Origin of the sequence: Aeromonas sp. 603404 (genome assembly GCF_049171775.1) — a bacterium.
GTDB classification, from domain to species: Bacteria; Pseudomonadota; Gammaproteobacteria; order Enterobacterales; family Aeromonadaceae; genus Aeromonas; species Aeromonas veronii_A.
In genome coordinates this window covers 288,453-309,470 of record NZ_JAAKPE010000003.1, presented here as the reverse complement: position 1 = coordinate 309,470, position 21,018 = coordinate 288,453, and the positions used below count along the sequence as shown (strand labels likewise).

General features: G+C 55.2%; 17 protein-coding genes and 1 pseudogene. 13 read left to right on the top strand and 5 right to left on the bottom strand.

Translation table 11 applies throughout. The annotated features are described in order from the left end of the window. Positions 1–305 precede the first annotated feature (305 nt). From G5306_RS07030 to G5306_RS07020, 3 genes are all read left to right on the top strand, one after another. Positions 306–1,544 (top strand): uracil-xanthine permease family protein, encoded by a 1,239-nt coding sequence (locus tag G5306_RS07030; protein ID WP_005347636.1) that lies wholly within the window; start codon positions 306–308, stop codon positions 1,542–1,544. A gap of 549 nt (positions 1,545–2,093) precedes the next feature. Further along, complete coding sequence (locus G5306_RS07025; protein ID WP_421312623.1) at positions 2,094–2,825, top strand: substrate-binding periplasmic protein; 732 nt, start codon at positions 2,094–2,096, stop codon at positions 2,823–2,825. A 40-nt stretch (positions 2,826–2,865) separates the two neighbouring features. Continuing rightward, positions 2,866–4,392: a methyl-accepting chemotaxis protein gene (locus tag G5306_RS07020; protein ID WP_421203055.1), complete on the top strand. Its 1,527-nt coding sequence runs from the start codon at positions 2,866–2,868 to the stop codon at positions 4,390–4,392. A gap of 154 nt (positions 4,393–4,546) precedes the next feature. Here the strand turns inward: G5306_RS07020 and G5306_RS07015 are convergent, their stop codons facing one another. After that, positions 4,547–4,969, bottom strand: coding sequence for a GNAT family N-acetyltransferase (locus G5306_RS07015; RefSeq protein WP_266134392.1), 423 nt, complete (start codon positions 4,967–4,969; stop codon positions 4,547–4,549). A gap of 155 nt (positions 4,970–5,124) precedes the next feature. Here G5306_RS07015 and G5306_RS07010 point away from each other — a divergent pair, with 155 nt between their 5' ends. Beyond that, complete coding sequence (locus tag G5306_RS07010) at positions 5,125–5,625, top strand: SRPBCC family protein (RefSeq protein WP_216953138.1); 501 nt, start codon at positions 5,125–5,127, stop codon at positions 5,623–5,625. Positions 5,626–5,830: 205 nt separating this feature from the next. Here G5306_RS07010 and glk read toward each other — a convergent pair. Beyond that, positions 5,831–6,802: pseudogene (gene glk, locus G5306_RS07005) on the bottom strand (glucokinase); the annotation flags it as partial. Between the two features lie 344 nt (positions 6,803–7,146). On the opposite strand from glk, the gene G5306_RS07000 reads away from it, so the two are divergent. The 6 genes from G5306_RS07000 (at position 7,147) to G5306_RS06975 (ending at position 15,071) form a co-directional block, all read left to right on the top strand. Continuing rightward, positions 7,147–8,004: a MurR/RpiR family transcriptional regulator gene (locus tag G5306_RS07000; RefSeq protein WP_005347620.1), complete on the top strand. Its 858-nt coding sequence runs from the start codon at positions 7,147–7,149 to the stop codon at positions 8,002–8,004. Positions 8,005–8,178: 174 nt separating this feature from the next. Continuing rightward, positions 8,179–9,618 carry a pyruvate kinase gene (gene pyk / locus G5306_RS06995; protein WP_216978295.1) on the top strand — a complete coding sequence of 480 codons (1,440 nt, stop codon included), beginning with the start codon at positions 8,179–8,181 and terminating at the stop codon, positions 9,616–9,618. 213 nt (positions 9,619–9,831) lie between these two features. Beyond that, positions 9,832–10,608: a beta cell expansion factor BefA gene (gene befA, locus G5306_RS06990; protein WP_323912847.1), complete on the top strand. Its 777-nt coding sequence runs from the start codon at positions 9,832–9,834 to the stop codon at positions 10,606–10,608. Positions 10,609–10,832: 224 nt separating this feature from the next. Next, complete coding sequence (locus tag G5306_RS06985) at positions 10,833–13,259, top strand: YgiQ family radical SAM protein (protein WP_421312622.1); 2,427 nt, start codon at positions 10,833–10,835, stop codon at positions 13,257–13,259. 146 nt (positions 13,260–13,405) lie between these two features. Beyond that, positions 13,406–14,623 (top strand): GAF domain-containing protein, encoded by a 1,218-nt coding sequence (locus G5306_RS06980; RefSeq protein WP_421312621.1) that lies wholly within the window; start codon positions 13,406–13,408, stop codon positions 14,621–14,623. A 4-nt stretch (positions 14,624–14,627) separates the two neighbouring features. Then, positions 14,628–15,071, top strand: coding sequence for a hypothetical protein (locus tag G5306_RS06975; protein ID WP_421312620.1), 444 nt, complete (start codon positions 14,628–14,630; stop codon positions 15,069–15,071). Between the two features lie 661 nt (positions 15,072–15,732). Here G5306_RS06975 and G5306_RS06970 read toward each other — a convergent pair. Next, the gene (locus G5306_RS06970) at positions 15,733–15,990 is read right to left on the bottom strand and encodes a hypothetical protein (protein ID WP_421312619.1); all 258 of its coding nucleotides are present in this window, start codon (positions 15,988–15,990) and stop codon (positions 15,733–15,735) included. A 425-nt stretch (positions 15,991–16,415) separates the two neighbouring features. Continuing rightward, the gene (locus tag G5306_RS06965) at positions 16,416–17,915 is read right to left on the bottom strand and encodes a histidine-type phosphatase (RefSeq protein ID WP_421312618.1); all 1,500 of its coding nucleotides are present in this window, start codon (positions 17,913–17,915) and stop codon (positions 16,416–16,418) included. Positions 17,916–18,149: 234 nt separating this feature from the next. Between G5306_RS06965 and G5306_RS06960 the strand changes: the two genes are divergently transcribed. The 3 genes from G5306_RS06960 to G5306_RS06950 all read left to right on the top strand — a co-directional run bounded on the left by G5306_RS06960 (position 18,150) and on the right by G5306_RS06950 (position 20,546). Beyond that, entirely contained in the window at positions 18,150–19,100 is a 951-nt protein-coding gene (locus tag G5306_RS06960; RefSeq protein WP_421251833.1) for a transposase, read from the top strand. A 272-nt stretch (positions 19,101–19,372) separates the two neighbouring features. Continuing rightward, on the top strand, positions 19,373–19,504 hold the full coding sequence (locus G5306_RS06955) for a hypothetical protein (RefSeq protein ID WP_421251832.1): 132 nt from the start codon (positions 19,373–19,375) through the stop codon (positions 19,502–19,504). 127 nt (positions 19,505–19,631) lie between these two features. Beyond that, positions 19,632–20,546: a Gfo/Idh/MocA family protein gene (locus tag G5306_RS06950; RefSeq protein WP_421208563.1), complete on the top strand. Its 915-nt coding sequence runs from the start codon at positions 19,632–19,634 to the stop codon at positions 20,544–20,546. Between the two features lie 111 nt (positions 20,547–20,657). On the opposite strand, the gene G5306_RS06945 is transcribed toward G5306_RS06950, so the two are convergent. Next, complete coding sequence (locus G5306_RS06945) at positions 20,658–21,008, bottom strand: TusE/DsrC/DsvC family sulfur relay protein (RefSeq protein WP_019446869.1); 351 nt, start codon at positions 21,006–21,008, stop codon at positions 20,658–20,660. Positions 21,009–21,018 lie beyond the last annotated feature (10 nt).

The window sequence follows — 21,018 nt, the reverse complement described above, 5'->3', positions numbered from 1 at the left end:
GGGGACTCCTTGTCCATCTTGATTCACAGGATCCATTATAGAGCGCCCCCTAGCGGTGGCATCTTTGACCATGAACACAATAAACATGATGGAAAAACGATTGGCGTTCGTCACAATAATGCGTAAAATCGCATACTCGATGCTTGTAGCAACGAATCCCGCCTAAAAAGCCAGTTTCATGCCCTTCCCAAGCAGTAAAAGGTAACAGGTGACGTATTTGTGTTCATTTTGTGCCTTGAAAAAGTCTTGTGATGACTGAAAAGTGATAAATATACCCATCAGTTATCAAAAAATTAAGGACATCCATGTTTTCCTTAGTCAAGCAAAGTGTCGCCGGGCTGCAAATCCTGTTTGTCGCCTTCGGTGCCATGGTTCTGGTGCCCCTGCTCACCGGACTGAACCCCTCCATGGCCCTGCTTGGCGCCGGTGTGGGCACCCTGTTGTTCCAACTCTGCACCCGCCGCCAGGTCCCGATTTTCCTCGGTTCCAGCTTTGCCTTCATCGCTCCCATCATCTACGCCACCCAGACTTGGGGATTGCCATCCACCATGTTTGGCCTGTTTGCCGCCGGTTTCATGTATTTCATTCTGGCTGCGCTGATCCGGGCAAAAGGGATGGGTTTTGTGCACAAATTGCTGCCCCCGGTGGTGATTGGCCCGGTGATCATGGTGATCGGTCTTTCTGTGGCTCAGGTTGCCTGCAACATGGCGATGGGCCGCGCCGGTGGTGAGCAGGTGGTTCCTGCGGGGACTGCGCTGACGCTGGCCGGTATCTCGCTGGCGGTCACCCTGATTGCCGCTGTGTTCTGCAAGGGGTGGATCAAGCTGATCCCCATCCTGTGCGGTGTGATTGCCGGTTATGTCTCGGCGGTGTTCATGGGCCAGGTGAGTTTCGATGGCATGGTGAACGCCCCCTGGCTGGCGCTGCCCCACTTCGAAACCCCGGAGATCAACTGGGCTGCTGCGTTGTTCATGTTGCCGGTAGCCATCGCCCCCTGTATCGAGCATATCGGTGGCGTGTTGGCGATTGGTGGCGTGACTGGCAAGGATTACACCAAGGATCCGGGTTTGCACCGTACGCTGGCCGGTGATGGCATCGGCGTCTGCTTCGCCGGTTTCATCGGTGGCCCACCCGTGACCACCTACGCCGAAGTGACCGGTGCCGTGATGATCACTCGTAACTTCAATCCGGTCACCATGACCTGGGCTGCGGTGTTTGCCATCATTCTGGCCTTCTTCGGCAAGTTCAATGCGCTGCTCACCTCCATCCCGATGCCGGTGATGGGCGGTATCATGCTGCTGCTGTTCGGATCCATCGCTGCCATCGGTCTCAAGACGCTGGTGGAATCCAAGGTGGATCTGGGGCTGTCACGCAATATCGCCATCGTCGCCGTGACTCTTACTGTCGGTGTCGGTGCGCTGGAGATGAAGATTGGCGACTTCGCGCTGGCCGGTGTTGGCCTGGCCTCCGTTGCCGCCATCCTGCTCAACCTGATCCTGCCTGCGCACTCCGAAGAGGGTGTGATGGACGCGGCCAAGGATTGAGTTTCACCAGACGTTCACGTTGACTTGTAGAAGGCCACCTCGCGGTGGCCTTCTCTGTTTCGGTTATCTAGCGCCACTTTTCGGCTCGGCGGAGCTCATCTGGAATCTAATTTGGAAGCAGATGAGGGGGTTAGCACTCTCATTTGACGTATCTCTTTTCGTGACCTTAGCTAAAGGACAGGTTTGGCTCTGAGGTCTCCTCGAGCAGTATGGGAAAATGGATGTTGGCGTTTTCTATCATTTCTCTCCCAGACCCTGGTCATTAAACGATGCGCTTCTGCTTCGCCACAGCGCTGTTGTATGGCAGAGGTTTATCCGCCCCCTCCACACTCCCCTCATGCTGCCCTGGCATGTTTCCACCTCGATTTGTCGTGAGCCTCCCCCGCCGGTTGTGTTTCGTTGCGCACTGGCAAAATCCGGATCTGTTTGCTGCTGCACATGGGTGGGCGGCGAGCCGTGAAAGCCGGCATGACCCCAGCGGGTCAGATGTGCACCGCCATCGGTAACGGCGGATGTTCAGGGATGAATGGCAAGCAAAGCGAGGTTGCAATGAACTATCAACTGCTGTGGAAAAGTGCAATTTTTTCAGTCTCTTCCATGATGGCGATAAGCGCTGTTCAGGCTGCGCCACTGAACGTGATGACCGAGGATTACCCTCCGTTCAACATGCAGGGGGAGGGGGGCAAGATTGTCGGGCTATCGACCGAGGTGGTCGAAGAGCTGCTCAAGCGTGCCGGCGTCGAATACAAGCTGACCCTGATGCCCTGGAAGCGGGCGTATGAAGATACCCTCAGCACTCCCAACACCGCACTCTACTCCACGACTCGTACCCCGGAGCGTGAGGCGCTGTTTAAATGGGTGGGGCCGCTGGTCAATAACAACTGGGTGTTCTTCTCCAGCTCGACGGCCAATATCACAGTCTCTTCACTGGAAGAGGCCAAGCAGTATTCGGTGGGGGGCTACAACGGTGATGCGGCAGCCGAGTATCTCAAGGCACAGGGATTTGCCAAGTTGCAGCTGGCAGCCAATGACACCGCCAACGTGAAAAAACTGGAGGCCGGTCGTATCGATCTCTGGGCAACCGGCCAATATCTGGCCCCCTATTTGGCCAACAAGGAGAAAGTGGCTTCGCCCAAGCCGGTCTTCGTGTTCAAGGAAACCCAGATGAGTTTGGCGTTTAACAAGGATACGCCCGATGAACTCATCACCAAGCTCAACGAGGTTCTGGCAGCCATGAAAGCCGACGGCACCATCGAGAAAATCAACGCCAAGTACCAGTAAGTTGTACTGTTCCTGCTGCCGTTAATACCGGGAGGAAGTCATGGATTGGAAAAGTCTGAAGTTCAGGATTGCCGTACTGACTTCCCTCTCGGTGAGTCTGCTATTGGTACTGTTTGGTGGTTATAACTACAGCTCGGTGAGGGAAGAGAGCTACAGCAAACAGGCTCAGCTGGTCGAGCAGGCGATCAAGCGACTGCAGCTCTCCTTGCCTGGCCCTTTGTGGAATTATGAGTCGGCCTTTATCGAGGCATCGCTCAAATCCGAGCTGGCGGCCGATATGCTCAGCACACTGCTGGTGGTCAACAAGGAGAAGCTGGTGGCCGGGTTTGCCCGCGATGCAGCGGGCACTATTTCCCCTGTAGCGGCCATACCCGCCGATACGGCGGCCTATGGTGGGTATGATCTGGTCTACGACGACAGCGGCCAGAAAAATACCGTGGCCAGATTGCTGGTCGAAACCAGTGATGCGGCCATTCAGGCCAACTTGCGCCAGCAGTTGATCACCACTGTCTGGCAGATCTTGGTACTTGATATCTGTATCATTGCCTTGTTGATGGTACTCATTCATCGCAATGTGCTGAGACCACTTCATCAGATGAATCTGGCGGTGTTCGATTTGGCCAGGGGAGAGGGGGATCTGACCCGGCGTCTTAAGATCCTCCGTCAGGATGAGATGGGCGCGCTGGCCACCAACATCAATCACTTTATTGCCAAGCTTCAGGAGATGGTGGCCGAAATCAACGAGCTCTCTGCTGGCGTGCTGCAGACCGCGGAACGTTGTGACACCCTTGCGGCGGATACTCGGGGCGCCAGTGATGCCCAGCAACTGGAGCTGGATCAGGTCGCGACTGCCATTACCGAGATGAGCCAGGCGGTGCAGGAGGTGGCAGGTAATGCAGTGAAGACTGCTACGGCGACCGATGAGGCCAACCTTTATGTCGAGCAGGGCTACAATCTGGCCGGTCATGCCAATCAGGCGATTCATCAGCTGGTGGGAGAGGTGGAACGGGTGGCGGGGCTGATGCGCTCCCTCTCTACCGAGAGCAGCAGCATCGGCAATATTATCGAAGTGATCAATGGTATTGCCGAGCAGACCAATCTGCTGGCGCTCAATGCCGCCATCGAGGCGGCGAGGGCTGGGGATCAGGGGCGAGGTTTTGCGGTGGTGGCCGATGAAGTGCGAACCCTCTCGGGGCGCACTCGTCAGTCGACCGAAGAGATCAGTGCCAGCATCAAACGGCTGCAACAGGCGACCCAGAATGTCGGTGCCGGGATGCAGTTGAGCCAGGAGCAGGCCTCTCGTGCGGGCGCCGAAGCCGCCGATGTACAGGTATCGGTGGAGAAAATTAAAAACCAGGTCAGTCTGATCCGCGAGATGAACATGTATATTGCCCAAGCCTCGGAAGAGCAACACTCGGTAGCAGAGGCGGTGAGCCATAGCGTGAACCGGATTGCCACCCTTAATAGCGAGAGCGCGGCCAGGGTGGTGCAAGTGGCTGAAGCCAGCAGCGATTTGCGCCAGCTCTCCGGTCAGCTCGATACCCTGCTCAAGCTGTTTCGGGTCTAGAAAGCACATACGCCCTGCGGGGGATCCTCGGTGCGAGCGGTGGTCGCGATCACGCGCGCAACTGGGGTCGTGGTGTTCTCATATTCTGCCATGCAATCCCGGATCGATATTTTCCCTTTACGGGCCCATGCATGACAGTCTGGAGAGCTGTTGTCTACTCACGACACAGCTTGCACCAGGGACCGGTGAGCTCGCAGTACCCGGTCTCGTCGCCATGCTGCCAGCCAAGCCGATGATAGAAGGCCACGGCCGCCGTATTGCGGGTTGCCACCTTGAGTGATGCCGTGCGGGGATTATTTGCCAGACCATGTTCGAGCAGCGCTCGCCCAATCCCCTGACCATGCCAGTCGCTCGCAACGTATAAATGATGCACAAAGTGATCGGGTTGCCATACGGCGATAAATCCGCAGAGCGTCCCCCCTCGCTCAGCCACCCATATCTCTTCTCCCCGGGTCTGCTCGATAAAGTCATCCAGGTGAAACAGGGAGGGGTCTACCCAGTGAAAGGTTTGTCTGCGGCCTTGTAAAAACAGCTTGGCCAGCGGGGTGATATCACGTTCTTCCATGCGCCTGATCATCATGCTCTCCCAAGGGCGGTCACTGTTCCCTGTTGCACGCGGGCAAGGTTATCTGGGGCAAATGACAAGGGTGTGATTAAGGGCTGTCCAATACATTTGTCATGGGGCTATACTGCCGAAGTCCCCTGTATGGATGGCGTGAGGATTGTTGATTTATGGACAATAAACAGATTGAAGGCAACATTTTTGTTCCGGCTCATATCGATGACGTGTGGCACGCCTGGACGACAGAGAGTGGTCTGCGCAGTTTTCTGGCTCCCGAGTGTTTGATGGTAGCCGAACCGAATGGCCCCTTCGAAATCTACTTCAGGCCGGATGCTCCACTGGGTGAACGGGGCAGTGAAGGGTGCAGGGTCATGGCCGTCATGCCCTATGATTTGCTCAGCTTTAGTTGGAATTTTCCGCCCAGTCTGCCCCATATTCGTCAGCAGAAGACTCAGGTTTGTCTGCGCTTTGTGCCGGAAGGGCAGGGCACTCGCCTCTACTTCCTGCAAACCGGTTGGGCCAATGATCCTGACTGGAATCAGGGGTATGCCTACTTTAGGGAAGAGTGGCTGGAGACCAGCCTGCCACGGCTGCAGTACCGCTTTACCCACGGCCCCATCGACTGGAACAACCCGCCCGACAAGGCACAGCTGAAGGCGTTGTCCCAGTAATTTCGGGGCACAGAGATAAAAAAAACCGGCCAAAAGGCCGGTTGAAACAGTTCAGGCTTGTCAGGTGACAAACGTATCCAGCGGATGAGAGTCGCTTTCCACTCCTTGTGAAGTACAACCCTCTTGGTTACGTGCCACTACTATATGCCATCCACACTGAATCGATGCTGAACCACGGATGTTTCAGTTTCACTCCACCTTCCAATCAGATGGTAATCCCCATCGACTGGCGCAGGTAAGCGCCAGCGCCGAGCAGGCCAGGCCCTTCATGGGTGATCAGGAATACCGGAATATCCTTGAGGTAGGATTTGAAACGGCCCTTGTCTTCAAAGGCAACCCGGAAACCGGAACTGGTGAAGAACTCCTGGAAGCGCGGCACTATGCCCCCTGCGATATAGACGCCGCCAAAGGTGCCCATATTGAGCGCCAGGTTGCCGGCAAAGCGGCCCATCAGCACGCAGAACAGGCTCAGGGTGCGGCGGCAATCCAGACACTCGCCCGCCAGCGCACGTTCGGTGATGTCTTTGGGCGCGAACGGCTCCGGCTCACGACCATCGGATTTCACCAGCCCGCGATAGAGATTGACCAGGCCCGGGCCGGATAAGAAACGCTCGGCCGAGACATGGCCCAGTTCGCCACGCATCACCTGCAGCACCGCATCTTCCTCTTCGGTGTTGGCGGCAAAATCCACATGACCCCCTTCGCCCGGCAGGCTCAACCACTGATCGCCCGCCTTGACCAGATGCGCAACCCCAAGGCCGGTGCCCGCTCCATAGATGGCGATGGGTTTGCCAGCCACCGGTGCGGTGCCGCCCAGCTGGATGCGATCCGATTCGGCCAATACCGGTACCGCCATCGAGACCGCGGTAAAGTCGTTGATTACTTGCAGACGCGCCAGCCCGAGATTGCTCTGCATCTCGCTGATGGAGAACTCCCAGCTGTGGTTGGTCATGGCGACCCAGTCACCATTGATGGGGCAGGCGATGGCGATGCAGGCTTCCGCCACCTCGACCTTGTGTTCCTCCAGATAGAGGCGAACCACGGCTTCAAGGCTGGGATGGGCCAGACCTGAGTAGGTCTTTGCCTGAGAGATAGTACCGGTGGCCAGCTCACACAGGGCCAGACGCGCATTGGTACCGCCGACATCGCCGACCAGCGCATGGGTATGCTGCATAACAACTCCTTCGTTACAGGATGGGGACGACTGTGGTGTCCCGACATTATTGTTGGATTATGACGGCCCATTCTATCCGAGCTCAGGCTCACTCACCCGCCGGATCGATACAAACGTGCGCCTGCTCACAGTGTTGTTGCTTTGCAACATTTGTAAGCGGTTTCACAGCGAGGTGACGTTTTGTAACGAAAAGTACGAAATAATTAGAGATGAGTCATACTTTGTACGGCAGGCGTTAGTTGCGATAACCGCTTGTCTTGTATAGTCATCACCTTGATTGGAAACCTGCTTAGCCGTAGATTTAGTGCAAAGACACTGAAGCTAAATTACAAAAACGTCTGGTGGTGATGATGAATACCCTTGATAAAATTACGAACAACCTGGAAAGTTTCAGTAAATCAGAACGCAAGGTTGCCGAGGTGATCCTGGCGTCTCCCCAGACCGCCATCCACTCCAGCATCGCCGCCCTGGCCAAAATGGCCGACGTCAGTGAACCGACCGTCAACCGTTTTTGCCGTCGCCTCGATACCAAAGGCTTCCCCGATTTCAAACTCCATCTGGCCCAGAGCCTGGCCAATGGCACTCCTTACGTCAATCGTCATGTGGAAGCAGAAGACGGCCCCGATACCTACACGGCCAAAATCTTCGAATCCACCATGGCTTGTCTGGATGCCGCCAAGAACAGCCTGGATATCTCGGCCATCAACCGCTGTGTCGATATCCTGACCCAGTCCAAGAAGATCAGCTTCTTTGGTCTTGGCGCCTCCTCAGCCGTTGCCCGCGATGCCCAGAACAAGTTCTTCCGCTTCAATATCCCGGTGGTGAGCTTTGACGATATCGTCATGATGCGCATGAGCTGCATCAACAGCAGCGAAGGGGATGTGGTGGTGCTGATCTCCCATACCGGCCGCACCAAGGCGCTGGTCGAGATCGCCGCGCTGGCGCGCGAGAACGACGCCACCGTCATCGGCATGACCGCCAAGGATTCCCCACTGGCGCGCGAGTGCAACCTGGTGCTCTCCATGGATGTGCCGGAAGATACCGATGTCTACATGCCGATGGCTTCCCGCATCGCGCAGCTGGCGCTGGTGGATGTGCTGGCAACCGGATTTACCCTGCGCCGGGGGATGAAATTTCGTGAAAACCTGAAGAAGGTAAAAGAGGGATTGCGCGAATCCCGCTTTGAAACACCACACTCTTCCTGAATCGTCGGGGGCTTTGGCCCCCGACTGTCTATGCCACCCTCCTTGGTGTAGTCTTGATGTGGTATTGTAACTTAATAACAAAAACCACCCGGATGGTTTGCAAGCGGGTGCATCGAGCCATCGGCTTGATGGGGCAGAATCTCAAGTTATCTCAACTTCATATTGGAGTCTTTCATGCCTAGACGTACAAAGATTGTAACCACACTTGGTCCGGCCACCGACCGCGAAGGGATCCTCGAAGGGATTATCCGCGCTGGCGCCGACATGGTGCGGATGAACTTCTCTCACGGCACTCCTGAAGATCATATCCAGCGCGCCAATCAGGTGCGTGACATTGCTGCCAAGCTCGGCCGCCACGTTGCCATCATGGGTGACCTGCAAGGCCCGAAAATCCGTGTATCCACCTTCAAGGATGGCAAGATCTATCTCGCCATCGGTGACAAGTTCGTGCTGGATGCAGCCCTGGGCAAGGGTGAAGGCTGTCAGGAGCAGGTTGGTATCGACTACAAGAGCCTGCCAAATGATGTGGTGCCGGGTGACATCCTGCTGCTGGACGATGGCCGTGTACAACTGAAAGTCGAGAGCGTGGAAGGCACCCGCATCCATACCACTGTGACCGTGGCGGGCCCTCTCTCCAACAACAAGGGCATCAACAAGAAAGGGGGCGGTCTCTCCGCGCCAGCCCTGACCGAGAAAGACAAGGAAGATATCAAGACAGCCGCGCTGATGAACGTGGATTATCTGGCCGTCTCCTTCCCGCGCTGCGGTGATGATCTGCGTTACGCCCGCGAACTGGCTCGCGAAGCTGGCTCCAATGCCAAGATCGTGGCCAAGGTCGAGCGCGCCGAGACAGTCGCCACCGATGAGGCGATGGAAGATATCATCCTCGGTTCCGATGCCGTGATGGTTGCCCGTGGCGATCTGGGCGTCGAGATCGGTGACCCCGAGCTGGTTGGCGTGCAGAAGAAGCTGATCCGTCACTCCCGTCGTCTCAACCGTGTGGTGATCACCGCTACCCAGATGATGGAATCGATGATCAACGCGCCGCTGCCGACTCGTGCCGAAGTGATGGACGTCGCCAACGCCGTGCTGGATGGTACCGATGCGGTGATGCTCTCTGCCGAAACCGCTGCCGGTCAGTTCCCCATCGAGACGGTCACCTCCATGGCGAGCGTCTGTGTCGGTGCCGAAAAGCACCCGAGCCTGAACGTCTCCAACCACCGCATGAGCTACACCTTCACCTCGGTGGAAGAGGCGGTTGCCATGTCCACCATGTACGCAGCCAACCACCTGGAAGGGGTCAAGGCGATCGTGGCGCTGACCGAATCGGGCACTACTCCGCTGCTGATGTCCCGTATCAGCTCCGGTCTGCCGATCTTCGCCATGTCCCCCCACAACAAGACCCTGGCCTGGGCCAACCTCTACCGTGGTGTGACCCCGGTGCTGTTCGACGGTGACGAGACCAAACCGGTCTACGAAGTGTGCCGCGACGCGCTGGCCGTGCTCAAGGAGAAGGGGCTGCTGCAAAGCGGGGACATGGTACTGCTGACCCACGGTGACAAGATGGAAACCGTCGGCAGTACCAACACCTGCAAGGTGATGATGGTCGAATAAGCCCGTCCGGTTTCACAGTGTTCAACAAGGCTGCTCCTCTCTGATGAGCAGCCTTTTTATTAACGGTTGTCGCGCTTTGGCGGGATAAACAGGACTCAATGATTGCTTAACCGGATTCCCCTTCCGATAATGCGGGAGTGATTTTCACCGGGTAGCCCGTTGTAGGGGATCGCACCGGGTAACCCAGACACTCGACAATACGGGAGTGAAAAAATGAACAAGCGTAACTGGTTGCTGGCCCTGTCACTGACGTTGGTGGTGTCACCCAGCCATGCCGACTGGGAGAAACTGAAGGCTGCCGCCGCCGATCTCGGCACCGCCGTGAGTGAGACTAGCAAGGAGGTATGGCAGGATGTCAGCGACTTCTCCAAAAAGAGCTGGGCCTCCATCTCTGCCTGGGGTGAAGAGGCGTTCAACACCGCCGGGGTCTGGACCGACAAGAGCATCGCCACTGGCAAGGAGTGGCTGAAGGTAGCCGACAAGAAGCTCGACGAGATGCTGGAGCCCAAAACCCCGCAGGAGGCGCGGGTGGCGCTCAACACCATGGCCGACACGGCACTGGTGCGCCTGTTCAATGAACAGCCTTCAGCCAAGTTGCTGTTTGACAAGGCGTATGGCTACGCAGTATTCGATTCGCGCAAGTTCTCCCTGATGCTGCATACCAATCAGGGCGCCGGGGTGGCCATCAATCGCAAGAGTGGCAAACACACCTATATGAAGATGTTTGGCGCGGGGCTGGCGGCCGGTATCGGTGGCAAGTTCTATCAGCAGGTGATCCTGTTTGAAGACAAAGCCAGATTCGATGCCTTCGTGACCCAGGGTTGGGAGGCCACTTCCGAAGTGGGCGTGGTAGCTGGCAAGGAGAGCGCCGAGCTCACCGCCAAATACAACGGCGGCATGGCCATCTACCAGATCGGCGAGAAGGGATTGCTGTTCGATGCCAACATCTCCGGCTCCAAATACTGGATCGACAAGGATTTGAGTCAGTAACCATTCAGGCGGTGAGCCCTCGGCATTTGCCCGGCTCACCGTGCGGCAGTTGCAGTCAAAGATCGCCCGCACTCATCCTGCGGGCGTGCTTGTTTGTGGTGGCGTGATGCGGGTGTTGGATGGCAAAGCGCCTTTTCCCGTGCGAATGCTGGGGACAAAAAGCCATCGCTCCCCTTGGCCGCAACCGGTATAATGCGCGACCCGAATTGTTCCAGGTGGTTAAAATGCAGCCGGTACCCAACCTTTTCTCCTATCCCCGCTATTGGGCCGAGTGCTACGGCACGGCGCCCTTCCTGCCCATGTCCCGCAAAGAGATGGACAAGCTCGGTTGGGACAGCTGCGACGTCATTCTGGTGACGGGGGATGCCTACGTGGATCACCCGAGCTTCGGCATGGCGGTCATCGGCCGCATGCTGGAGGCGCAGGGTTTTCGGGTCGGCATCATCGCCCAGCCGGACTGGTCATCGAAGGATGACTTTATGCGTCTGGGCAAACCGAACCTCTTCTTCGGGGTGACCGCGGGCAACATGGACTCCATGATCAACCGCTACACCTCCGACAAAAAGCTGCGCCACGACGACGCCTACACCCCGGGGGATGTGGGCGGCAAGCGGCCGGATCGCGCTACCCTGGTCTATACCCAGCGCTGCAAGGAGGCCTTCAAGGAGGTGCCGGTGGTCATCGGCGGCATTGAGGCCTCCTTACGCCGCATCGCCCACTACGACTACTGGTCCGAGACCATCCGCCGCTCCATCCTGCTCGATGCCAAGGCCGATATCCTGATTTACGGCAACGCCGAGCGGCCGCTGGTGGAGGTGGCCCACCGCATCGCGGCGGGGGAGACCATCGAGACCATGCAGGATATTCGCGGCACCGCCGTGATCCGCAAGGAGCCGCTGCCGGGTTGGAAAGGGGTGGATTCGAGCAAGCTCGACCAGATTGGCCGCATCGATCCCATCCCCAACCCCTATATGGAAGGGGCGCCCTGCGCGGACGATGCCAGCGACGCGGCCCCCGCTGCGCAAGAGGCCAAACCCGTGCTGGTGCAGCCGGCCAAGCCCAAGCCGTGGGAGCTGACCTACGTCAAGCTGCCCGCCTATGAGCGGGTCAAAGAGGACAAGGTGCTCTACGCCCACGCCTCGCGCATTCTGCACCACGAGACCAACCCCGGCTGTGCCCGCGCCCTGGCGCAGGCCCACGGCGATCGCATCGTCTGGGTCAACCCGCCCGCCTTCCCGCTGGAAACCGAGGAGATGGACGGCGTCTTCGGCCTGCCCTACCAGCGGGTGCCGCATCCCGCCTATGGCAAGGAGAAGATCCCGGCGTTCGAGATGATCAAGACCTCGGTCAACATCATGCGCGGCTGCTTTGGCGGCTGCTCCTTCTGCTCCATCACCGAGCACGAAGGGCGCATCATCCAGAGCCGCTCGGAAGAGTCGATCCTGAAAGAGATCGAAGATATCCGCGACAAGGTGCCGGGCTTTACCGGCGTCATCTCGGATCTCGGCGGCCCCACCGCCAACATGTACAAGCTGCGCTGCAAGAGCCCCAAGGCCGAGCAGACCTGCCGTCGCGCCTCCTGTGTCTGGCCCACCATCTGCCCGCACATGGACACCGACCACAGCCCGACCATCAACCTCTATCGCAAGGCGCGCGACCTCAAGGGGATCAAGAAGATCCTCATCGCCTCCGGCGTGCGTTACGACATCGCGGTGGAAGATCCCCGCTATATCAAGGAGTTGGCCAAGTACCACGTCGGCGGCTACCTCAAGATCGCGCCGGAACACACCGAGGAGGGGCCCCTCTCCAAGATGATGAAGCCGGGCATGGGCAGCTACTACCAGTTCAAGGAGCTGTTCGACAAATACTCCAAAGAGGCGGGCAAGCAGCAGTACCTGATCCCCTACTTTATCTCCGCCCACCCGGGCACTACCGATGAAGACATGATCAATCTGGCGCTCTGGGTCAAAGAGAACCGCTTCAAGCTCGATCAGGTGCAGAACTTCTACCCGTCGCCGCTCGCCAACGCCACCACCATGTATTACACGGAGAAAAACCCGTTAAACAAGGTGAGCCGCACCGGTGGCGATGTGTTTGTCGCCAAGGGCGAGCGCCGCCGTCGCCTGCACAAGGCGCTGCTGCGCTACCACGACCCCGCTGGCTGGCCGATGATCCGCGAAGCCCTGCTCGCCATGGGCAAGGGCCACCTGATTGGCAACGGCCCCGACTGCCTGGTGCCGCCGGAAGGCCGTGGCGAAGCCAAGGCCGAGCGCAGCCGCAGCAAGGGCCTGAAACCTGCCCTGACCCGTCACAGCAATATCGTTCATCAGCGTGGCAATGGGGCTGGCAACAAGGCCGCTCGCAGCGAGGCCGGTGCAGGCAATGCCCCGGCAGCCAGCAGAAATGGCGGCAAGGCGAGCAATGGCAAACCGGTGGGCTCCGAGCTCAAGTTGGGGAACGGCAAGCCCGCCGCACAAGGCGCAGGTCAGAGTGCTGGTAAGAGTGCAGGCAAGGGCAAACCGACCGGCAAACCCGCCTATAAGGGTAAAACCCCGACCCGCGCCGGCTCTGCCAAGCCGGGCACCAAACCCGCCACTCAGGGCGGCAAGCCTGCGGCCAAAGGCAATGGAGCCAAGCGACCGGCACGGTGAGTTTCCTGATTGGAAAGTGATTTAAATAAAAAGGCGACCGGTTGGTCGCCATTTTCTATAGCTAGTTAAGGTAAATACAGGATAGAGTTATAACTTTTGAACTGTATGCTAACTATGACATAATGCGGTAAAACCACGGGGGAGATATGAATCAAACCGCAGAACAAGGCTCATTTAATGTACTGGAATATTTATCAACTCATCAAAGCGTGGCGTTGATTCTAGGTGCAGCTTTAATTATTTTAATGGCTATAGCAATAGGTAGTTTGAATTATAAATCAATAAAAAGCATCTGTATTTATAGCACCAACTCGGTAGCTAATTTATTACTTCATTTGTCTGGTGTGGTCTGGGCATCAAGCGTTAGTATTTACAACACACAATTGCAGGCGCAAATAGTTACACATACGTCACCAATTGATGCTATTGGTGGGGTGTTTTTACTTGCCAATAGTATTGCAATTGTACTGCTTACAAGTAGATATCGTGGTGAAAAACTTAATCAAGAACTAGAGAAATCACTACCACCAACACAAGTTTTAGCACAGGGTGCAGATCTTCATAGTAATAACCTTAAGCTCTATGAGCAAGTCGCAGGCCTTATTAGTGAATTAAAATATAAGAAACTAATTTTATCCCAATCAGACTTTGTTCAGCACAAAACGCATGCTCTAAAAATATCCAGTGGTTTCATTAAACCAGTGATGGAAAGTATATCTGCAATAGCAAATGATTGGACTAGGCAGAGGCATGGTAATATAGATTATTTCGTGAATATATTTAGTGTCATTGATGTTTCAGACTATGAAAAAGACCAAGATTTAGATGCCGCAATTTTAAAATCACCATTCTTTTTATTTACTGATACCATAGAATCACGATTAAGTTTTTGTGATAAATTATTAATCTCACAACAACAATTTTCTACATGTGAAAAAGGTAACCAAGAGGTACCCTTGGTATTTCCATATAGCATTATTGGTACACGACACGAACACCACCCAAATTTTGAAGGTGCACCAATAGCTATTGAGAAACATGAGGCACGATATGTTCCAGATACTAAAAAAGTAGCAGATAAATTTTTTAAACAAATTGAAAATTCATATCATGGTGATTATCTGACAAATAAATATAAAGAGAACATTAGGTTATATTATAAAAATGATAATACGAGATCATTTCTTGCGATCCCTCTATATAATAGAGACAATGAAATTATTGCGGTTATAAACGTTTATAGTAGAACAAAAAACATGCTGTCCAGTGAAGACCGAGCAAAAGCTTTTTATGAATTCATACGCCCTCAATTACATATTGTTAGCTATTTAATTAGTAGTCAAATAATAATTGCGGAAATGTAATCTCATGATGATGAAATTTTGGCATAAAAAGTTGATGCTTGTACATTATTTAACTAATATAGATAGCAAGTCACAAGGTAATGGACTGGAGTTGACTATGACAAAAAATTATTGGGTTAAGGCGGCACTTAGCAGAAAAAAGGTTTCGCTCGGATCCGATCTGGTCAGCGAAAGCACATCTCAACCTGAAGCAAGAAGAGATCCATTTGAAAATCTAAAGGGGTTGCTTATTAAACATGTGAGCAATCATCATGAAAATGAACTAGCTACACCAGAACTAGCTACGCCAGAACTAGCTATGGCTGAACTTGATAAAGCTAAAGCAGATTTAGATAAACTGTTAAGCGAATATCTTGATAATTATCGTAGATTGCGTAAAGAGCTAAATAGTGTCAAAGATGATGAAGTCTCACACAGCAATGCACCTAAGTTAAAAAGTGCTCTGTAATAATAGTCTTTAAAGCACAAAACAGACCCATATTAAAGGTCTGTTTTTTGTATAAGCTAAAAATAATTTTGAGTGAAATAATAGTACATGTTAATGCATGCTATTATTTACGGTGAAACGCCAATCAATATATCCACTATTTATCATGGTTTATAGCTAATTATATTCGTCATTGACTTGTGGCATTATCAGCATCTCATAGTTCATTAACAGGCTTTGAATTGCTATAGTTGGTCAAGCGAAATAAAACGGGGGGGATAATCATGTAATATATTTAAGCATCTTTTGTTAGAGATACCCGATTAGGTCTATTGATAATCGATACTCACATCCGCTCAGTGAGTACAATTAAGTATTATCATATAAAATCTAGGGGTTGTTTTTATCATCCTTATAATTTACTTAGTGATCTTTAATTATCGAGGATGGAGCACTCACTCTGCTATCCTATTACAAATAGGATATATTGGTTTGTAGGAATGTATGGAGGGTGTAAGAGGGGGGAGGTTATCGATTCATACCAGAGTGAATGATCTGAGTTGATGATATAAATAACCCCGAGAGAGCAGCCACCGTCGTGGCTTACTCTAGAGTACTGACATTTTTTCAAGCATAAAGGAAAAGATTTATAATAGGTTAAAGGGGTATTTATTGCTTGATATTAAACTCCAAATTGGGGTTTGCCATATTTCAATAATAGTTTTTTTATAAAATCTGAGTCTTTAGACAGGTTTGTTGTTTCTTCGGTAACTTCAGGTTTTGCGCCCATGGCTCCAACGTATACTTTCCGGTATGCTGTCAAAACAGCATCTTCGGGCACTGCAATATCTTGAGCGCTTTGAAAGTCTAGCTTCATACTCCCTTGCACCAAACCTGATGGGGTTAGGTGCATGTATTCCCATTCATTACTAAGTGCCATAATCCCCTCTTTATATTTACGATTTGAACTATATATTTTTCAACATCAACATCAACATCAACATCAACATCAACATCAACATCTGAATCTGGGGCACCCGCCTTTCTGTGTGAGGCGAAAGACCACAGAATCTCACGCTACCGCCCGTGGATTACAGCTTCCAATATGCTCCCTTGACCCGCGCTGGCAGTAACCCATCGCAGCTCAACAGGTTCTGAATGGCCATGGTAAGCCAAACGAAACTGCCGAGGCGAGCCTTAAAGTGATGCAACTATCAGAAACGTCTCGTTTTTTGAGCTTGATCAGCAAATGGAACTGGAAGGCGGTTTTGTAGCCATATCCCGCTTTGGCAAGCAGGGAAGGGGAGTGGATTGGGACGACCTGCTGGTCGCCCCTGGTGATTGCCATATCCGGCGCGCTAGGGGTTAGCCGTTATAGCCGTAGCAGCGCTTGAGCTCCTCGAAGTCGTAGTAGTGGCTGTCGCTCCGGTAGGGCTGGCAGCCCGTTTTAAAGGCGATCTCCTTTTCGTTGTAGAGCATCTTGACCAGCACTTGCCGCTGCCCGTTCTGGTAGATATCCCACTGAATATTGGCGGTATAAGGGGAGACCCAGCCGCCGCGCCACTCGTTGTTCTGCTGGCTGAACAGCTGATCCGGGCTGGCCCCCTGACGGCTCCCTTCCAGCTTCATCAGGGCGGCGAGGGGGATAATGGCTTCGGCGTGGGCAAAGCGCAGGGTGGCCCGTCGGCTCTGCTCGCCCTCCACCACCTGACGCTGCACCTCGCCAAACAGGCCGTCGAGCAGCGGCTGGGCAATGGCGTAGGGGGCGTTCTGGTTGGCAAAGCTCGGCCCCTTCTCGTAGAAATCTTCCGCATCGGAGAGGTAGGAGAACCAGGCTGACTCCTCCGGGGTCAGGAACTGTTCCAGCGCCCAGGGTTCGCTGCCCTGTGCCTGCGCTTCGCGGATCATGCCGGGGCCGATGATAAAGAGGTTGTAGAGCATCAGGGCGGCATCCACTTCGTCGCGCACATAGGTCATGTCGCCATCCTCCGGGTTGACGGCGACAAACTCGACGCCGCCCGCCAGATAGTCGACAAAGCCCTTGCTGTAGATACGCTCCAGCATGCTGCGAGCCATCTCTTTGGTCTTGCTCAGGTTTTTAAGCTGATCCCGCGCCCTGGCCAGCTCGGGGGCCGGGGCGATCCCGGCATCTTCGTCGCCGATAAAGCGCTGGTAGCTCTCATAGGCGGGCAGGTAGCGGGCGTAATCCCCCTCGGGCGTGGTCTTGTGAAAGTAGAGCTCGAATTTGTTGACCAGCTTTTTGTCGATCTTCGAGGGGTCATCCTGCGTGAGGTAGCACTGCGCCGAGTCGCTGACATAGCTCACGTTGCGCTTGAGGCTCTCCATAAAGTAGAAGGCGCTTTCGTTGGCCCTGTCCTTGCCCGAGGTGACCACCTTGATGCAGTGGGGCTCGCTGCTGTTGAGCAGGGTCGGCAGCCGCGCCGCCAGCCGGGTGGCGAGATTGGCGTGCTCCTCCTTGCCCAGCGCCGAGAGCAGGCCATAGCCCAGTTTCTGGTTGGCGGCCGTCACCAGATCGACCTTGCCTCCCAGCCCCTGCCCGAGGGTGGTAAGCGCCCCCTGACGCTGCGCCTCTTCCCATACCAGCTTGGTCAGCACGTCATATTTCGGGCTGGAGAGGGAGCGCGAGCCGTGGCGCGCCACCATCTCGGTAAAGACCGGGCTGAACCCCCGGGGCGCTGGCTCGTAGCTCTCCGCCTGCTGCTGCGGGCTGTAGACCGCTTTGGTGCTGTATTGGTAGGCGGTTTTGCCCTGGCTGTCGGCAGACGATTCGTTCTCTGACTGGCAGCCGCCAAGCAAGACCAGCGAGACGGCCAAAGCCACATAAGAAGAGCGCGGGAAAGTCATGATGTTCCTTATCTATCCATATGAAAAATAAGTGAAAAACTCTATGGCTTGAAAATGACCGCGGGATGTCAGCCAGATGACAGGCTGATGACTTCTGATAAAGCAGTAAGCAAGGGGAGGGGCAGAGGATGGTTATAGGGAGGGCAATAGAATCCCTTTTTTCGGGACACCCACCTTTTTGACAGTGGCGTAGGGCTGTTCTTGACTTAAGAGGTCACCGTTGAGGGATGTGCCATGACCATTGCCCGTTCACGTCAAATCAGCTTGCAGGATACGCCTTACTACCATGTGGTCAGCCGCTGTGTGCGGCGAGCCTTTCTGTGTGGTGACGATGCCCATTCTGGCCAGAGTTATGAGCATCGGCGTCAGTGGGTGGTCGACAAGTTGGGGCAACTATCGCGGCTGTTTGCAATTGGCATTTGTGCTTATGCGGTGATGAGCAATCATTATCATCTGGTGCTCAAGGTGGAGCCCGATACCGCAGCCAACTGGAGTGAGCGGGAGGTGGCTGAGCGCTGGGCGGCGCTATTCCAGTGGCCGCATTTGGTCAGGCGCTGGTATCAGGGGGAGATGTTGATCGAGCCTGAGCTGGCTGTCGTGCAGCAATTGCTGGCCCAATGGCGGGAGCGGCTTCACTCCATAAGTTGGTTTATTCGGCTACTCAATGAAAATCTGGCCCGTCAGGCCAATCAGGAAGATGGTTGCAAGGGCCATTTCTGGGAGGGGCGCTTCAAGAGTCAGGCTTTGCTCACCGAATCCGCCTTGTTGGCCTGTATGGCGTATGTTGACCTCAATCCGATACGAGCTGCGTTGACCGATCGGCCAGAGCAGAGTGAATACACCAGTATCAAACAGCGCCTTGACGCGCCTGCTACTACTGAGGTTTTGCCACCACTTTTGCTGCCGTTTGCCCGCCAGGGTAAGCCTGAAGAGCTGCCTTATGCCTTCAGCGACTACCTGATGCTGGTTGATTGGACTGGTCGTGCTATTCGGCCCGACAAGCTGGGTCATATTCCGGCCCAATTTGGACCCATTCTGGAACGATTGGGACTCGATGCTGTTCGCTGGTTGAAGCAGGTGACGCTGTTCAGGCGACAAGGGATCAGAGTGGTGGGAGACAGAGATCAATGTCAGCAGTTTGCCCGCCACTGTGGCCAGCGACGATGCCATCAACCAAGGCTGTGATAGATTTGCATCCACCCTGCTGATAGCTCCGGGTATTGCACATAGTCCAATAAATGGCTGTGCAGGGGCTGTTGCTTTCTAAACCTGGCAATCTCTCCCACCAGCCAACTTTTGCAGGCATCAGTTCGGATACCTCCTCTTATTGGGCCTGCAAGTAGCCTAGTAGTGGCTTGCTCCAAAGATGGGTGTCCCAATTTCTCCCGCTCCAAAAGGTGGGTGTCCCAATTTGATTCCTTCCGTCGGCCATCGCCGCCCTCGGCGATTTTCGCAACGTGGAACTGACCGGAACGCCGCAGCAGTTCGAGGTGGTGGTTGGCAGACATCGCAAAAGCCAGGGCAATCTCGCTATCGAGTGGCTGGCCGAGGTGATCAAGTCGGTCAGCGATCTTGCCATGCCCGGATAACGCCGCCGTTTGCACAGAGCGGCCGCCACCAGCCAGTGCGCTAACGGCAGGCTGGATCTGCGGGACAAATCCTGCGATGGTGCGGGCAGTTATCCGCTTGTCCGTTATCGAGTGAAAAGGAGTTGAGATGCGCATTGCCATGATTGGTCTGGGGGATATCGCCCAGAAAGCCTATCTGCCGCTGCTGGCGAGCGACGAGCGGGTCACCCCGCTGCTCTGCACCCGCAATCCGGCAGTGCTGGAAAAGCTGGCCCGCCAGTATCGGGTCGCCGAGTGCTTTACCGATGTGGCGGCCATGCTGGCCAGTCGCCCCGACGCCGTGATGATCCACGCCGCTACCGCCGTTCACCGCGAGCTGGTCGAGCAGTGCCTGCGGGCAGGGATCCCTACCTTTGTCGATAAGCCCCTGTGCGACAATCTGGCCGAGGCCGAGGGACTGGCCAACCTCGCCATTGCGCAAGATTGCGCCCTCTTTACCGGCTTTAACCGCCGCTATCTGCCCGCCATGGATGCTGCCCGTGCCCAGCCGCTCACCGAGCTTAACTGGCAAAAACACCGCTTCGCTCTGCCGGGCAAGGCGCGGGATTTCCTGTTCGACGACTTTATCCATGTGCTCGACAGCCTCTGCTTCTATGGCGGCGTGCCGGGCGGCGACTTTCATGCGGTATTGCGACCTGATACGAAGGACAACAGCTTGCTGGCTGGGGTAAGCGTCAGCTGGCAGAGCGGCGATCGTGCCATCAGCGGCAGCATGAACCGCAGCGCCGGGATCACCGAGGAGCGCATCGATGCCTACGGCGACAACCTCTCCCTGCACCTTGAGAACTGCACTCGCGGCATCATCGCCCGCGATAAGCAGGCCGAGATGCTTAGCCCCAACGACTGGCAGCCGGTGCTGGCCCAGCGCGGCTTTGCCGCCATGCTGGCGCACTGGTATCAGCAGGTTGAAATCGGCAAGGCGGATAGCGAGCTGATCGCCTCCTACCTGCACGGTCACCGGCTGGCGGAGCAGCTGGTCGTGCTGGCTGACAAGCGGGGATAAGGCTGGCTGGAAGTGCGCGTGGCATGAATGCGCGGTGCGTGAGAAAGACGCATGAAAAACAACGGGGGCCGCAGTTGCGGCCCCCGTTGTTATGGGATGAGATGCATGGGATCAGATGCACTTTACCGGCTTGGGCAGGCCGCCAATCTTGGTCGCCTGCTTGGCGGGCCCTTCCGGGAACAGCTTGTAGAGGTAGCGGCTGTTGCCCTTCTCGGGGCCGTACTGCTTCTCCATCGCCTTGACCAGCGCGCGGATGGCGGGGGAGGTGTTGAACTCCAGATAGAAGGCGCGCACAAAGCGCACCACTTCCCAGTGCGGCTCCTCAAGCGTGATCCCCTCCTGCGCAGCCAGTACCAGCGCCAGCTCCTCGCTCCAGTCGTTGCTGTTGAGCAGGTAGCCCTTGGCATCGGTCTCGATGAGTTGGCCGTTGAATTCCAGCTGATGTTTTTCGGACGCAGACATGGGGGCTCCT

What these genes read in the sequence shown, in the direction of transcription:
- G5306_RS07030 (WP_005347636.1), top strand. Translation starts at nt 306, where the DNA reads ATGTTTTCCTTAGTCAAGCAAAGTGTCGCCGGGCTGCAAATCCTGTTT.
- G5306_RS07025 (WP_421312623.1), top strand. Translation starts at nt 2,094, where the DNA reads ATGAACTATCAACTGCTGTGGAAAAGTGCAATTTTTTCAGTCTCTTCC.
- G5306_RS07020 (WP_421203055.1), top strand. Translation starts at nt 2,866, where the DNA reads ATGGATTGGAAAAGTCTGAAGTTCAGGATTGCCGTACTGACTTCCCTC.
- G5306_RS07015 (WP_266134392.1), bottom strand. Translation starts at nt 4,969, where the DNA reads ATGATCAGGCGCATGGAAGAACGTGATATCACCCCGCTGGCCAAGCTG.
- G5306_RS07010 (WP_216953138.1), top strand. Translation starts at nt 5,125, where the DNA reads ATGGACAATAAACAGATTGAAGGCAACATTTTTGTTCCGGCTCATATC.
- G5306_RS07000 (WP_005347620.1), top strand. Translation starts at nt 7,147, where the DNA reads ATGATGAATACCCTTGATAAAATTACGAACAACCTGGAAAGTTTCAGT.
- pyk (WP_216978295.1), top strand. Translation starts at nt 8,179, where the DNA reads ATGCCTAGACGTACAAAGATTGTAACCACACTTGGTCCGGCCACCGAC.
- befA (WP_323912847.1), top strand. Translation starts at nt 9,832, where the DNA reads ATGAACAAGCGTAACTGGTTGCTGGCCCTGTCACTGACGTTGGTGGTG.
- G5306_RS06985 (WP_421312622.1), top strand. Translation starts at nt 10,833, where the DNA reads ATGCAGCCGGTACCCAACCTTTTCTCCTATCCCCGCTATTGGGCCGAG.
- G5306_RS06980 (WP_421312621.1), top strand. Translation starts at nt 13,406, where the DNA reads ATGAATCAAACCGCAGAACAAGGCTCATTTAATGTACTGGAATATTTA.
- G5306_RS06975 (WP_421312620.1), top strand. Translation starts at nt 14,628, where the DNA reads ATGATGATGAAATTTTGGCATAAAAAGTTGATGCTTGTACATTATTTA.
- G5306_RS06970 (WP_421312619.1), bottom strand. Translation starts at nt 15,990, where the DNA reads ATGGCACTTAGTAATGAATGGGAATACATGCACCTAACCCCATCAGGT.
- G5306_RS06965 (WP_421312618.1), bottom strand. Translation starts at nt 17,915, where the DNA reads ATGACTTTCCCGCGCTCTTCTTATGTGGCTTTGGCCGTCTCGCTGGTC.
- G5306_RS06960 (WP_421251833.1), top strand. Translation starts at nt 18,150, where the DNA reads ATGACCATTGCCCGTTCACGTCAAATCAGCTTGCAGGATACGCCTTAC.
- G5306_RS06950 (WP_421208563.1), top strand. Translation starts at nt 19,632, where the DNA reads ATGCGCATTGCCATGATTGGTCTGGGGGATATCGCCCAGAAAGCCTAT.
- G5306_RS06945 (WP_019446869.1), bottom strand. Translation starts at nt 21,008, where the DNA reads ATGTCTGCGTCCGAAAAACATCAGCTGGAATTCAACGGCCAACTCATC.